Annotated in this window: 6 protein-coding genes and 1 pseudogene; 4 read left to right on the top strand and 3 right to left on the bottom strand. The window is 64.4% G+C overall.

Annotation, left to right across the window (positions count from 1 at the left end; all coding sequences use genetic code 11):
* Positions 1–13 precede the first annotated feature (13 nt).
* From M2432_RS24295 to M2432_RS24285, 3 genes are all read right to left on the bottom strand, one after another.
* Entirely contained in the window at positions 14–2203 is a 2190-nt protein-coding gene (locus M2432_RS24295; RefSeq protein ID WP_280829417.1) for an acyltransferase family protein, read from the bottom strand.
* A 125-nt stretch (positions 2204–2328) separates the two neighbouring features.
* On the bottom strand, positions 2329–4503 hold the full coding sequence (locus M2432_RS24290) for an acyltransferase family protein (RefSeq protein ID WP_280829416.1): 2175 nt from the start codon (positions 4501–4503) through the stop codon (positions 2329–2331).
* A gap of 163 nt (positions 4504–4666) precedes the next feature.
* Entirely contained in the window at positions 4667–5167 is a 501-nt protein-coding gene (locus M2432_RS24285) for a DUF2505 domain-containing protein (protein ID WP_280829401.1), read from the bottom strand.
* Positions 5168–5245: 78 nt separating this feature from the next.
* On the opposite strand from M2432_RS24285, the gene M2432_RS24280 reads away from it, so the two are divergent.
* The 4 genes and pseudogenes from M2432_RS24280 to M2432_RS28000 all read left to right on the top strand — a co-directional run.
* Positions 5246–6001 carry a class I SAM-dependent methyltransferase gene (locus M2432_RS24280; protein ID WP_280829400.1) on the top strand — a complete coding sequence of 252 codons (756 nt, stop codon included), beginning with the start codon at positions 5246–5248 and terminating at the stop codon, positions 5999–6001.
* A gap of 65 nt (positions 6002–6066) precedes the next feature.
* Complete coding sequence (locus M2432_RS24275; RefSeq protein ID WP_280829399.1) at positions 6067–7335, top strand: glycosyltransferase; 1269 nt, start codon at positions 6067–6069, stop codon at positions 7333–7335.
* A gap of 170 nt (positions 7336–7505) precedes the next feature.
* On the top strand, positions 7506–7733 hold the full coding sequence (locus tag M2432_RS24270; RefSeq protein WP_280829398.1) for an MbtH family protein: 228 nt from the start codon (positions 7506–7508) through the stop codon (positions 7731–7733).
* A 22-nt stretch (positions 7734–7755) separates the two neighbouring features.
* Positions 7756–15373, top strand: a pseudogene (locus M2432_RS28000) (amino acid adenylation domain-containing protein); the annotation flags it as partial.
* Positions 15374–15439: the final 66 nt, after the last annotated feature.

The raw sequence follows: 15439 nt of genomic DNA, 5'->3' as shown, positions 1-15439 counted from the left end.
AGCCTCCTGTTGACTAACCGTTGGCGAGGGCGCGGTCGGCCAGCGCTGCGATGGCCGGCGTCAACACTCGCGAGTATTGAAGGGTCAGATGGCTGACGTCGAGATAGACCAACGTGTTGCCGACAATGACCGGGCAGCGTTCCGCGGCGCAGAACAGGTCGCTGAGGTCGGCGTACTGTCCGCCGCCTGCAGTTGTCGCGGCGGCTTCAGCGCTCACACCCGATTGGTTCACCGCGGCCGACCGCGACAGCGAACAGGCCGTCGCGTCATCGAGGCGCCCAGACACGCAGATCGGCACGTTGGAATGGGGGCTCGGGATCGGTCCGAGCACCAGAACCTGTGCGCCGGTGTCGCGCAGTTGCCGTACAAGCTGAGTCGTGCCGTCGAGCCAGCCGGCGTCGTATGACCGGAAGCCGGACATCGTTTCGTCGGTGCCGTAGCCCCGCCACATACTTACGACGACAAGCCGGGGACGCTCAGCCTTGAGTCGGGCGACGATCTCGTCGCGCCATTGTTGGCAGTGCTGAAGGTCTTCGACCAGGTTGCTGAAGGTGCCGCCGGAGCGTGCGTCGTTGAGGGCGCAAGCTTCCTTGGCCATCATTTCCAGCCGCCAGTGCCGTTGGGTGGCGATCTGTTGGAACGCCGGTGTCCACATCGCGGCATGGGAGTCGCCGATCAGCGCCACTGTGTTGGGTGAGGCGGTGTCACCCATCGCGCACTCGGGCTGTCCACCTTCGTAGGGCGTGCGCAGACAGCCCTTGTAGGTGTAGTCCTGTTGTTCGGCGGCCAGGTTGGTCAGTGGTGGGGTCAGATTTGATGGGACGGCTCTGATAGCGAGGGACGCCGGGAGCGCCGCCTGCACCTGGGCGAAGGTCTCTCTGACCGCGGCGTCATAGGCGGCCATGTCCGAACCGGCGGGGACCGACGCATTGTTGAGGGTTACTGCCGACGCCGGAGCGCCGTGGCCGACTGGGGTGGGCACGACCTTCATCAAGCCGAGGCCGACAAAGACCGCGATGATGGTCGCCACCGCACCCACGCCAAGGCTGCGCCAGGCGGAATTGCGGATCTTCGGGGAGAAGCGCAGCGGGTTCTCCAGATAGCGCAGCGTCAGCCAGGCCAGTCCTGCAGACAGCAGGGCCGCGATGATCCGTTCGGCCAGTCCGAGCGCATGGCCCAGCAGGAACGGGGCGAGAACCAGCACGGGCCAGTGCCATAGGTACCAGGAGTAGGAGATGCGGCCCACCGCCCGCATCGGCGACGTGCCCAGCAACTGTCCGCAGCCCTGCGACGGTGTGGCACAACCCGCGCCGATCACCAGCGCCGCGCCCAGGGTGGGCATCAGCGCGGCGGTACCGGGAAAGGGAGTGGTCGAGGTGAACCACACACTGGCGATCACGATCATGGCCAGGCCGGTCCAGCCGGCGATGGCGGCCATGCGCGGTGCCAGGCGTTGCCAGTGGACAGCGGTCAGCGCCACCAACCCACCGACGGCCAACTGCCAAGCCCGGGTGGGCAGTGAGAAGAACGCCATCGCGGGCACTACGTAGGTGATGACCAGCGACAACGCGAACGAGACGGCTGCAACCAGTCCGAGGACGATCAGATAGGGGCGTCGCGACGACGAGATGGCTCGCGTCCTGTTGCGGCGGAACCGACGGATGACCCACGCGGTGCCGAGGATGAATGGCGCCCAGACCAGATAGAACTGTTCCTCGACCCCCAAAGACCAGTAATGCAGGAACGGCGACGGCGTCAGCAGGTCGGAGAAATAGTTGATGTTGTCGATGATGAACCAGTAGTTGCCGACATACAGCGCGCTGGCGACGCCGTCGTACAGGACCGTCGGCACCCGCAGCGGCGGTAACAGCAACAGCGAGGCGATCATCGTGATGATGCCGACGGTGGCCGAAGCCGGCAGTAATCGCCGGGCGCGCGCGCCGTAGAAGCTGCGCAGCCGGACACTGCCGCTACTGCTCACCTCACGCCAAAGCAACCCGGTGATCAGGAATCCGGAGATGACAAAGAACACGTCGACACCTACGTACCCGCCACCGATGCCGGGGACGGCTGCGTGAAACAGCACCACACCCAGCACCGCGATGGCGCGCAGGCCCTCTATATCGGGGCGGAAGGTTTTCTGCTCTACGCGCCGATTCTGCTGGCTCTCGGTGGCGCTGAGGCTGTCGGCGTGGGGCAAGATCACCTACCTTCTTAATAAACGGACGCGTCAATTGAGTCGGGGCATTCTTACACGCTGATGCACCCATGAGATGTGGTTTCGAGAATCGGACGTGCCCATTAGCTGCGGCAGAGCGAGAACCTCCGCTAGCCGTGAGCGAGTGCGCGGTCGGCCAGTGTTGCGATCACCGGGGCGAGCAACCGTGAGTACTCGAGGGAGATGTGGTTGTCGTCGATGTAGACCAGGTTGTTGCCGACGATGACCGGGCAGCGTTCGGTGGTGCAGAACAGATCGGTGATGCTGACGTATTCGCCGCCGCCGGTCTTGGTGGCGGCGGCTTCGGCAGCGATGCCCGCTTGGTTCACCGCGGTCGAACGAGCCGGCGTGCAGGCCTGCACGTCATCGAGGTATCCCGACAGACAGACCGGTACGTGGACGTGCGGATCCGGGACCGGACCGAGTACCAGCACCTGCGCACCGGTGGCGCGCAGCCGCTGCACCAGGCGAGCGAAGCCATCGATCCACGCGGCGTCATACGCCCGGTATCCCGAGAGTGATTCCGCAGTCCCGTAACCACGCCACAGACTCAGCACAATCAGCCGGGGCCGTTCGGCTTCAAGCCGGGTGACGATCTGGCTGCGCCACTGCGCACAGTGCTCGAAGTGATCAGCCATGCGGCTCATGGGGTTGGTGATCGGTAGATCCAGCAGCGGGCAGGCGCCCTTGGCCAGCATCTCGAGCCGCCAGTGCCGTTGGCTGGCGACCTGCTGGAACGCCGGGGTCCACATCGCCGCATGCGAATCACCGACCAGCGCAACCGTTGTCGACGAACCGGTATCGCCCATTGCGCACTGGGGCTGCCCGCTTTCGAACGGCTGGCGCAAGCAACCGTTGAACAAGAGGCCGTTCTCTTCGCCGGACTCCTCCCCGAGCCGGGGTGTGAGATTGGCTGGGACGGCTTTGAGGTCGGCTGATGCGGCGACCGCTGCCTGCACTTGGGCGACGGCCTGGGATACCGCACTGTCGTAGGCGTCGATGGGGGCGCCGGCGGGGACGGGTGCTGCCGTGAAGTTCAGCGGTGTCGCAGGCGCGCCGTGCCCGACTGGGGTGGGCATCACCTTGAGGAGTCCCAGCCCGACGCACACTGCGATGAGGGTCGCCACCGCGCCCAGACCGAGGCTGCGCCAGGCGGAGTTGTGGATCTTCGGGGCGAAACGGAGCGGGTTCTCCAGGTAACGGAGCGTCAGCCACGCCAGTCCGGCGGACAGCAGGGCCGCGATGACGCGGGCTGCCAATCCGATCTGGTGGCCCATCACGAACGGGGCGAGAACCAGCACCGGCCAGTGCCACAGGTACCACGAGTACGAGATGCGGCCGATGGCCCGCATCGGTGGCAATCCCAGCAGGCGTCCGCCGCCTTGGTTCGGCGTGGCGCAGCCGGCGCCGATAACGAGTGCTGCCCCGAGAGTGGGCAGCAGAGCTGCGGTTCCGGGATACAGCGTGGTCGAGCTCAACCAAACACAGGCCAGCAGGATCAGGGCCAGCCCGGCCCAGCCCATGATTGCGGTGATTCGCGGTGAAAGGCGTTGCCAGTGAACGGCGGTCAGCGCGACCAGTCCGCCGACAGCCAGCTGCCACGCCCGCGTGGGCAACGAATAGAACGCAGCCGAGGGCACGATGTAGCTCGCCAGAAACGACAGTGCGAACGACGCGACCACAACCAGCGTCAGCAACACGATGAACGGGCGCCTCGAGGCGGTGGCGTCGGTTGTTGGGCGCTGACGCGCCCGACGCGCCAAACGGATCAGCCAGACGGCGCCCAGCAGCATGGGCGCCCACACCAGGTAGAACTGTTCCTCGACGCCCAGCGACCAGTAATGCAGGAACGGCGACGCTGTCACATGATTGCCGAAGTAGTCGACGCCGCGCATGACGAACTGGTAATTGCTGACGTACAGCGCACTGGCGATGCCATCGCTGATGGCGGGGCGAGCCTGCAGCGGCGGCAGCAGGATCGCCGAGGCGATCATGGTGATGACGCCGACGGTCGCCGAGGCCGGCAGCAGCCGGCGGGCGCGCGCGCCGTAGAAACTGCGAAGCCGCACGGTGCCGGTACCGCTTACCTCGCGCCATAGCAGTCCGGTGATCAGGAATCCGGAGATGACGAAGAACACGTCGACGCCCACGTAGCCGCCGCCGATGCCGGGGACTGCGGCGTGGAACAGCACCACGGCCGTCACTGCGACGGCGCGCAAGCCCTCGATATCCGGGCGGAAGGTCTTCTGCGCTGCGCGCCGAGTCTGCTCGCTCTCGGTAGGGATGACGCTCTGCGCCTGGCGCAAGATCAACGCAAGATCACCTACCTATCTGCTGAAACGGCGACATCCTTCGAGTCGAGGCATTGTTACATTCGCGCGCGTCAATAACTGGGGGTTTCGAGAAAGGGCACCCGCATCAGCGGTCCTCGAGTGCGCCGGCACCGCTTCAGGCGTGTTCGGCGATCCACGTGGTGGTGAAACGCAGCGTCGCGGGGATGCTCGCTGCCAGACCCGCGCTGATCGATTTCTCGAGCGTGCCGCCCACCAAAGGAATTTTGACCGCCACTTTTCCGATGGAACGCAGGTGGGACGCGGTGCCCCTCGGCGTCAGCCGATTCTCCGCGCGGCTCGATCCCAGTCCGCCGGAAGCCGAAACGTGGGTCTGCCCATGCAACTGACCGTCGCGGGTTTGTCGCCACGTCTCGTGGTACAGAAGTTTCAGGTCGCCGGGTACGAAATTCGTAACCAGAGCCGGCAGGATCTGGCGACCCAGGTGTCGCGTGATGTGCACGTCCACCACGCCGTCGGCGTCGATGACCAGTGAATCCAGTGTGGACGCGGCGTCGCCGCCCATCAGGTCCAGCCAGTAGTCCTCACGCCTGAACGCGGCATGAATCTGATCGACGCTGGCGGCTGACTCGCTCACGATCTCGAATGAACGCGACATGACCGACTATTCTTACCGTTTTGACGAGTGCGTCAAAACGCTCATGTAGCACTACCCCTTTGTGGTAAAGATCGTCGCGTGAATATCAACAGCCGTCTGGTGGAGCTGGCTGACGCGATGCCAGGCATGAACCGGATCAGGGCCGTCCGGCAGGCGCTCGCTATGCGATCCAACCCTGTCTACCTCGAGATCGGCGTCTCACGCGGACAGGCCTTCCAGCGGATCAGTGCGGATGTGAAGCTCGCCGTCGACCCGGCGTTCCGCCTTACCGAGCGCACCCGCGAGCTCGCGAACGCCAAAGGGCGTGTCACGCAGTATTTCGAGACCACCAGCGACGCCTTCTTCGAGAATGAGACAGCGCTGCTGGAGCAAAACCCTATCGATGTTGCGTTGATCGACGGGCTGCACACCTACGAGCAGGTGGTGCGCGACGTCGAGAACACCGTGCGCTATTTAAAGGATGACGGCGTCATCTTCCTGCACGACTGCAACCCGCCGTTCGAGTTGGCCGGCCGCCGCGCAGAGTCGTGGGACGAGTTCATGGCGCAGCAGACAGGGCTGCTGAAGATCGGCATCTGGAACGGCGACGTCTGGAAGGCCATCGTCGAACTGCGCAGCACTCGCCCCGACCTCGTGGTCGGTGTGCTCAAGTGCGACCAGGGTGTCGGATTCGTACGCAAGGGAACGCCGGAATCGACGTTGCCGTACACGCCCAAACAGGTTGCCGCGCTCACCTACGAGGACCTCAAGGCCGACCGCACGCGTCTGATCAACCTGAAGCCACCCCGGTATGTCGGCGAATTCCTCGCAATGAGCACCGCTCAGCAGCGGTAGCTCTGCGAAGTGCGGGCCTGGCGTCCGCAGAACATTCCTGGGAAGTGAAAGGTCGAACATCCCCGATGAAGTTTGTGCTGGCTACGTGGGGAAGTCGCGGTGACGTCGAGCCCACCGCGGCTGTCGGCCGTGAGCTGGTGCGCCGCGGGCACGACGTAAGCATGGCGGTCCCGCCTGATCTGATCGCCTTCACCAAGGCTGCCGTGCCGGCCACTGTCGGATTCGGGCCGAACTCACGGTCGATTCTGGACGCGCACCGCGATTACTGGACGTGCTTCTTCAGCCGCCCGTGGAAACTCCGGGAGATGGCCAGGGCACGGGGCGAAATATCGGGGCCCCTGTACCAGGGTTGGCAGGACATGAGCGCGACGTTGATGTCGTTGGCGGACGGGGCCGACCTGATATTCAGCGGGATCAACTTCGAAGACGCCGCCTCCAACGTCGCCGAGCACTACGACATTCCGTTCGCCACGTTGCATTACTTCCCGCTGCGGCCGAACAGCCGGGTCCTTCCATTCCTGCCTGCGCCGCTGGCCCGAGCGGTCGTCAGGGCGTTCTGGTGGATGTCGTGGCGAGGGACCAAGAAAGCCGAAGACACCCAGCGCCGCGACCTGGGCCTGCCGAAGGCGACACGGTCCGCGCCATGGCGGATCACCCAACGCGGGTCGCTGGAGATCCAGGCGTATGACGAGGCATGTTTTCCGGGCCTCGCGGCCGAATGGGCGCAATGGGATGCCCAACGGCCGTTTGTCGGGACTCTGACGCTGGAGTTGGGCGCCGACACCGATGACGAAGTCCTCTCCTGGATAGCCGCCGGAACCCCGCCGATTTTCTTCGGCTTCGGCAGCATTCCGGTGGAATCTCCGGCCGACACGATCGCCATGATCGCCGCGGCTTGCGCGCGGCTGGGCGAGCGTGCACTCGTTGGTGCCGCCGGCACCGATTTCACGAACGTTCCGCAGTTCGAGCACGTCAAAGTGGTCGGCACCATGAACTACTCGACCGTCTTTCCCGCCTGCCGGGCAGTCGTCCACCACGGTGGCTCGAGCACCACGCCCATCGTCATGCGCGCCGGAGTCCCCCAGCTGATTCTATTCTGGGACCTCGTTCACGCGATCTACGGAACTGCGGTCAAACGGTTGAAGGTGGGTACTGCCCGGCGCTTCTCAACCGTTACCGAGGAGTCGCTGGTCGCCGACCTACGCGCCATCCTTGCCCCCGACTACGTCGGGCGGGCCGGCGAGCTCGCAGTCCGGATTACCGAACCCCCCAAGAGCGCCGCAGCCGCTGCCGATTGGTTGGAGGACTTCGCCCGGTCGCGGCGTATCGGTTGATCCACGCCCTGGCTGCTCCTTCGAACAGCGGGGCACCGTCGACTTTGCTGGTTCGACGTCCGCGCGGGCTTGCCGGTGACGTGGGTCACACCAAACTCCGTGACAGGGGTCACGCCGGGAAGTATGGTTTACAACTTGTTGCGGCAACGTCAATTAAGTCTGGAGTATCGGTGAGCATCAACCCGTTTGACGACGATAACGGCAGCTTTTTCGTCTTGGTCAACGACGAGGAGCAACACAGCCTCTGGCCGTCCTTTGCCGATGTTCCAGCCGGTTGGCAGGTGGTTTACGGCAAAGCGGACCGCGCTTCGTGCCTGGACTACATCGAAGGGAACTGGCCCGACATTCGGCCGAAGAGCCTTCGCGAACGGCTTGCAGGTAGCCGGGCATCTGACTAGTAACGATTGAGTCTGGAGTCTCATGGAGCTCAATGAGGGCGCGCTTCCGCTGACGCGCGCGCAGCTTGATATCTGGCTGGCACAGGAAACGGGCCAAGCCGGCACGGACTGGCAAATCGGCATGCTGCTGAAAGTCGAGGGCGCGCTGGAGCGCGACGCTTTCGAGTGGGCGCTGCAACGTGCGATGCGTGAAGCGGAACCGGTCAGAGCTGCATTCTTCGAGGAGGACGGCCAAGTCTTCCAGCGGGTGATCGATTACCCGGAAATCGAGCTGGACTTCTACGACTTCAGCGGATCTAGCGATCCGGCACATGACGTACATGAGATGGCGCTGTCGATTCAGCGCACACCCATGCCGTTCACGGGCCCGCTGTTCAAATACGCTTTATTTGAGACTGGACCCTCAGAATTCTACGTATTCGGATGCTTCCACCATATCGTTATAGATGGTGCCGGCATTTGGTTGCTTGTCAATCGCGTCGCGTCGATTTACTCCGCGACCATTTCTGGCGATCTCGTTCCGCCGGCATTCTTTGGTTCATTGCAGGATTTGCTTGAATGCGAATCGGAATACGAATCGTCCAGCGACTATCGTGAAGACCAGGTCTACTGGACCGCGAACCTGCCTGCCGAAAGCGGACCGAACAACCGGCTGCCACAAGCCTCTGACGAGTCGGATGCCGGTTGGCGTTCGGCCCCTGTTCCCCTGGATCCCGTAGTTCTCCGGCGAGTCGACGCGCTGGCCCATGAATGGGACATCCCGCGCAGCTCGGTCATCACTGCGGCGACCGCCCTCTTGGTGCGCGGCCGCTGCGCTGAGGGCTCCGAGGTGGTATTCGACTTCCCCGTCAGCAGGCGAATCCGTCCGGAGCTGAAAACACTCCCGGGGATGGCTGCCGGGTTGGTGCCGCTGGTGTTGCGCACCCCCGCAGAGGCGTCGGTGCGCGATTTCTGCAAGCAGGTCGACACGCGAATCCAAGAAGCCGTGCTGCATCAGAGGTTTCCGGTGCACTCGCTCGAGCGCGGCACACAAACCGCCGATCGGATGGCCATCAACTTCTTCCCGGCCGCATTCACGTTGGACTTCGGAGGCGTTCCTGCGTCGGCCAACATGACCAATTCCGGGCTTGCGGGTGGCGCTGGGTTTACGTTCTCCGGGCTTGGCGACGAGCTATTCCTCAGCACGCTGGGGGCAGGACACCTGTTCGCGGATTGGGACTGCGCCGAGGTGACGAGGCGCCTACTGGACGTGCTGGTGGCGATGACCGCCGACCCAGCGCGGCGGCTCTCGTCGATCGACGTACTGGATTCCTCCGAGCGCGATTCCCTCGGCACGTGGGGCAATCGTGCGGTGCTCGCGGAGCCGTTGAGCGCGCCGGTGTCGATTCCGGCGGTGTTTGCCGCTCAGGTGGCTCGTGTCCGGGATGCGGTGGCGGTCAGCTGTGAAGGGCAGTCGTGGACGTATCGCCAGCTTGACGAGGCGACGAACCAACTGGCGCACCTGCTGGTAGCTCACGGTGCGGGCCCCGGGCAGCGGGTGGCGTTGTTGTTGCCGAGGTCGGCCGAGGCGGTTGTGGCCATCTTGGCCGTGCTCAAGACCGGGGCAACCTATCTCGCCATTGATCCGGCGGTGCCGGAGTCGCGGATGCAGTTTGTGCTCGAGGATGCCGCGCCGGTCGCTGCGGTTACCTCCTCGGAGCTGCGGGCGCGGCTCGATGGGCGAGATCTGCGTGTCATCGACTTCAGCGACCCCGCAGTTGCGGGCCAACCCACCACGACATTACCGGGGCCGGCTCCTGACGACATCGCATACATCATCTACACCTCGGGAACCACCGGAACGCCCAAAGGCGTGCCGGTACCCCACCACAACGTGACCCGCCTGCTGGAGGCGCTGGCCACGGATATGGAACTGGCCGAACAGGTTTGGACGCAGTGCCATTCCCTGGCCTTCGATTTCTCGGTGTGGGAGATCTGGGGTGCGCTGTTGTTCGGCGGCAGGGTGGTGGTGGTGCCCGACGCGGTGGTCCGTTCGTCGGAGGATTTCTACGCCCTCTTGGTGTCCGAGCAGGTCAATGTTCTGAGCCAGACGCCCACGGCGTTCTATGCGCTGCAAAGCGTGGCTGCGTCCACCGACGAGTCCGAGCCGCAGCTTGCGCTCAACGCTGTGGTGTTCGGTGGCGAAGCTCTTGAGCCACACCGCCTTCGGACCTGGCTACAAAGCCACCCGGGTTCGCCCCGGATGATCAACATGTACGGGATCACCGAGACGACCGTGCACGCGTCGTTCCGGGAAATCACCGAGGCCGATATCGACCATGCGGTCAGCCCGATCGGGCGACCGTTGGCCAATCTGGGTTTCTTTGTGCTCGATGGTTGGCTGCAGCCGGTGCCGGCGGGCACTGTCGGAGAACTGTATGTGGCCGGGTCGGGGTTGGCCTACGGCTATGTGGGCCGGGCGGGGTTGTCGGCCTCGCGGTTTGTGGCGTGTCCGTTCGGGGCTCCGGGCAAGCGGATGTATCGCACCGGCGATCTGGCGCGGTGGAGCGCCGATGGGGAGCTCGAATACATCGGCCGCGCCGACGAGCAGGTCAAGATCCGCGGGTATCGCATTGAACTCGGCGAGATTCAGGCCGCGCTGAATGAGCTTGACGGGGTTGAGCAGGCGGTGGTGATCGCCCGCGAGGATCGTCCCGGGGACAAGCGCCTGGTGGGTTACTTCACTGGGACCGCGGAAGCGGTGAAGGTCCGCGCTGAACTGGCTGAGCGACTGCCCGCCTACATGGTGCCCACCGCATTGGTGGAGATCGATGCGTTGCCGTTGACGGTCAACGGCAAGCTCGACACCCGCGCACTGCCCGCGCCCGAGTATCAGGACGCCGATCGGTATCAGGCTCCGACCGATGCAGTCGAGGAGATTCTGGCCGACATCTACGCCCAAGTGCTCGGGCTCGAGCGAGTCGGGGTGGACGAGTCGTTCTTCGAGCTGGGTGGCGACAGCATCCTGTCCATGCAGGTGGTCGCACGGGCTCGGGCCGCGGGGGTGTTGTGCCGTCCACGCGATATCTTCGTCGAGCAGACCGTGGCTCGATTGGCTCAGGTGGCCGTGGCGATCGATGCCGACACCGATCTCAGCGCCGACGGAGTGGGCCCGGTTATCAGCACCCCGATCATCCGCTGGCTGGAGAGTCTGGAAGCCGCGGGCAGCCCGATCGACCTCTTCAATCAGACAGTTGTCGTGCAGGCGCCGGTGGGGACTACCGAAGCCGACGTACTCGTGATGTTGCAGGCTGTGTTGGATAGCCATGCCATGCTGCGGTTGCGGATCTCCGCCCAAGAAGGGGAGGCCGGTGCAGGTGGCTGGTCGCTCGAGGTGCCCGAAGCGGGCTCGGTAGATGCCCGTTCGCGCCTACATACCGTCGACGTGCTGACCAACGAGGCTATGGTGTACGCCGGGTCGCAGTTGAACCCCGCCGCTGGCGTCATGCTGAGCGCGGTGTGGGTGAAGTCGACAGGCCGGTTGGTGGCGATCGTGCACCATCTGGCGATCGACGGCGTGTCATGGCGAATCCTGTTGGAGGACCTCAACTTCGGCTGGGCCCAGCATCGTGCCGGCCAGCCGGTGGTACTGCCTGAGCCGGGGACGTCGTTCGCCCGGTGGGCGTCGCTGCTGGCGGATCACGCATACCGCACCGATGTTGTGGACGAGGCAGACACGTGGCGGCACATCGCGGCGACGCCCGCCGCATTGCCTGCGGTGGACCCCAAGGTGGACACTCTCCGCAGTGCCGGGAACCTTGCGGCGTATCTGGACATCGAGACCACCCAGACGCTGCTGGGTGAGGTCCCCGCGGCGTTCCACGTCGGCATTCACGAAGTCTTGTTGATCGCATTCGCTTTGGCCACAACGGAATTCCTCGGTACCGGTGGGTCGCCGATCGCTATCGATGTCGAGGGTCACGGACGCGACGAGGAGCTGGCAGCCGATGTCGACCTGTCGCGCACGGTGGGGTGGTTCACCGCCAAGTACCCCGTGTCGCTCGATGTGGGCGGGCTGAGCTGGGCGCAGGTGACAGCAGGTGACGCAAGGCTGGGCGCGGTGGTCAAGGCTGCCAAGGAGCAGCTGCGGGCGCTTCCTGAGGGTCTGAACTATGGAGCCCTGCGTTATCTGAACAGCGAGGTCGATTTGGAAGGGCCGGATCCGGTGATCGGGTTCAACTATCTGGGGCGCCAAGGTGCGACCACGGCCGAAACATCCGGCAACGCATGGCAGATCTGCTGGGATGGCTTGGCGAACATCAGTCCGCACGTGAAGCCGGCCATACCGATGATGCATACCTTGGAGCTCAATGCCGGCACGGTCGACACCGACGCTGGGCCGTCCCTGGGCGCGGCGTGGATGTGGGCGCCCTCGGCATTGAACGAAGCGCAGGTTAACCGGTTGAGCCAGTTGTGGTTTGAGGCCTTGACCGGGATGTGCGCACATGTCCAAAGCGGCGGCGGTGGGTTATCACCGTCGGATATCGCGGCCAGCCTGAGCCAGGAGCAGATCGACGAGTTGCAGCGGCAGTATGCAGATATCTGATGTTGTGCCGCTCACTCCTCTGCAGCAGGGTTTGCTGTTTCTCGCCAGTGCGGCGAAGAGCGGCGACGATGTGTATGCGGTGCAGCTGTATGTGAGTTTGAGTGGTCCGCTGGATCCGGACCGGCTGCATGATGCGGTGCAGGCGGTGGTGGCCCGGCATCCGCATTTGGTGGCCCGGTTCTCCCAGAAATTCGACCCGCCAGTTCAGATCATCCTCGCGGATCCGGTGGTGCCCTGGCAGTACGTCGAGCTCGACGGCGCCGATGCCGACGAGCAGATTGCGCAGGTGTGCGCAGAAGAGCGGATTGCGGTCTGCGAGTTGGCTACTCAGCCGGCGTTTCGGGCGGCGTTGATTCGGACCGGGGTTGATCAGTACCGGTTCGTGTTGACCAATCACCACATTGTTTTGGATGGGTGGTCGCTGCCGATTCTGTTGGGTGAGGTGTTCGCGAGCTATTACGGACAGCGGTTGCTTCCGGCTCCGCCTTATCGGCGCTTTGTCACGTGGTTGGCCGGTCGTGATCTTGATGCTGCTTGCGCGGCGTGGGAGCAGGTGCTGGCCGGATTCGACACCCCGACACTCGTCGGCCCGGCGGGCGAGGAACCGGGCGTCCGAGACGTTGCCTCGTTTACCTTCTCCGAGCAGATGACTCGAGCTCTTGGTGAGTTGGCGCGGTCGTGTCACACCACGGTCAGCACGGTGTTGCAGGGTGCGTATGCGCGGGTGTTGATGTCGTTGACGGGTCAGCGTGACGTGGTGTTCGGTACGACCGTGTCGGGTCGGCCGGACGAGTTGTATGGCGCGGACTCGATGGTGGGTCTGCTGATCAACACGGTGCCGGTGCGCGCCGGCATGACTGCGGCAACCACGTCGAGTGATCTGCTCGCACAGCTTCAGAGCGATTACGCCCGGACCTTGGATCATCAGCATCTGGCGCTCAGCGAGATTCACCGTGTCACAGAGCAAGACCAACTATTCGACACGCTCTTCGTCTACGAGAACTATCCGATCGATGCCGCAAAGTTGTCGGGTGACGACGGATTGGCCGTCACGAAGTTCGAGCACCACGAGTACAACCACTACCCCATCGCGATCCAGGCCATTCCGGGTGACCAACTGGCACTGCGCGTCGAGTACGACACCGAGGTGTTCGACGCAGCCAGCATCGAAACGCTGATCGAGCGGCTCAAACGCGTTCTGGCAGCCATGATCGCCGATCCCGAGCGACCGTTGCCGTCGATCGACGTACTCGATTCCTCCGAGCGCGATTCCCTCGGCACGTGGGGCAATCGTGCGGTGCTCGCGGAGCCGTTGAGCGCGCCGGTGTCGATTCCGGCGGTGTTTGCGGCCCAGGCGGCGCGTATCCCGGATGCGGTGGCGATCACCTGCGAGGCGCAGTCATGGACGTATCGCGAGCTAGACGACACGACGAACCGGCTCGCGCACCTGCTGGTAGCCCACGGTGCGGGCCCCGGGCAGCGGGTGGCGTTGTTGTTGCCGAGGTCGGCCGAGGCGGTTGTGGCCATCCTGGCCGTGCTGAAAACCGGGGCAACCTACGTCGCGGTCGATCCGGCGGTGCCGGAGACGCGGATGCAGTTCGTCCTGGAGGATGCCGCGCCGGTCGCCGCGATCAGCACCGCCGAGTTGCGCCCCCGACTCGATGGACGGGATCTGCTCGTCATCGATTTCAGCGATCCTGCCGTCGACGCCCAGCCGAGCACGCCGGTGCCGGGGCCGACTCCTGACGACATCGCGTACATCATCTACACCTCAGGCACCACAGGGACGCCCAAAGGTGTGGCGATACCGCATCAGAACGTGACCCGCCTGCTGGAGGCGCTGGCCACGGATATGGAACTGGCACAGCAGGTTTGGACGCAGTGTCATTCCCTGACCTTCGATTTCTCAGTATGGGAGATCTGGGGTCCCCTGCTGTATGGCGGCCGTTTGGTGGTGGTGCCCGACGCGGTGGTCCGCTCGCCGGAAGAGTTCTACGCGCTGCTGGTCTCCGAACAAGTCAATGTTTTGAGCCAGACCCCCACGGCGTTCTATGCGCTGCAAAGCGTCGACGCGTCCGAAGCAGAGCCCAAGCCGCAGCTTGCCCTCAACGCTGTGGTGTTCGGTGGCGAAGCCCTTGAGCCACAACGCCTTCGGTCCTGGCTCGACAGCCACCCAAGCTCGCCGCGGATGATCAACATGTACGGGATCACCGAGACGACTGTGCACGCGTCGTTCCGGGAAATCGTTGCGGCCGATACCGATAGCGCGGTCAGCCCGATCGGGCGTCCGTTGGCCAATCTGGGTTTCTTTGTGCTGGATGGTTGGTTGCGCCCGGTGCCGGCGGGCACTGTCGGCGAGTTGTATGTGGCCGGGTCGGGGTTGGCGTGTGGGTATGTGGGTCGGGCGGGGTTGTCGGCCTCGCGGTTTGTGGCGTGCCCGTTCGGGGCGCCGGGTCAGCGGATGTATCGCACCGGCGATCTGGTGTGGTGGGGCGCAGATGGCGAACTGCGGTATGTGGGGCGTGCCGATGAGCAGGTCAAGATCCGTGGGTATCGCATCGAACTCGGCGAGATTCAGGCCGCGCTGAATGAGCTTGACGGGGTTGAGCAGGCGGTGGTGATCGCCCGCGAGGACCGTCCCGGTGACAAGCGCCTGGTGGGGTATTTCACCGGCACAGCGGATTCGGTGAAGGTGCGTGTCGCGCTGGCTGAGCGGCTACCCGCTTATATGGTTCCGGCCGCCGTCGTCGCGATCGATGCGTTGCCGTTGACGGTCAACGGCAAGCTCGACATCCGCGCACTGCCGGCTCCGGAGTATCAGAATGCGGGTCATTATCGCGCCCCTGCTACCGAGGTCGAGGAGGTTCTGGCGGGTATCTACGCCAAGGTGCTCGGAGTCGAGCGTGTCGGCGCGGACGACTCGTTCTTCAACTTGGGCGGGGATTCGATGTTGGCGATGCGCCTCATCTCCGCAGTCAATACCAGTCTGAATTCCCGTCTTTCAGTGCGCACGTTGTTCGATGCGCCTACGGTCGCCCAGTTGGCGGCCCGAATCGGTGGGGAGGAAGAGGCCGCGCCGAAGCCGTCGGAGGCCGAGGCGCCGCGGGCCGCGCGGCTGGTA

The sequence above is a fragment of the Mycobacterium sp. OTB74 genome, assembly GCF_029892685.1.
Classification (GTDB): domain Bacteria; phylum Actinomycetota; class Actinomycetes; order Mycobacteriales; family Mycobacteriaceae; genus Mycobacterium.
The sequence above is the reverse complement of the archived record's forward strand: the minus strand, read 5'-3'. Positions and strand labels throughout refer to the sequence as shown.

Excerpts from the sequence above, each read along its gene's own strand:
- M2432_RS24285 (WP_280829401.1), bottom strand. The coding sequence starts at position 5,167 with ATGTCGCGTTCATTCGAGATCGTGAGCGAGTCAGCCGCCAGCGTCGAT.
- M2432_RS24275 (WP_280829399.1), top strand. The coding sequence starts at position 6,067 with ATGAAGTTTGTGCTGGCTACGTGGGGAAGTCGCGGTGACGTCGAGCCC.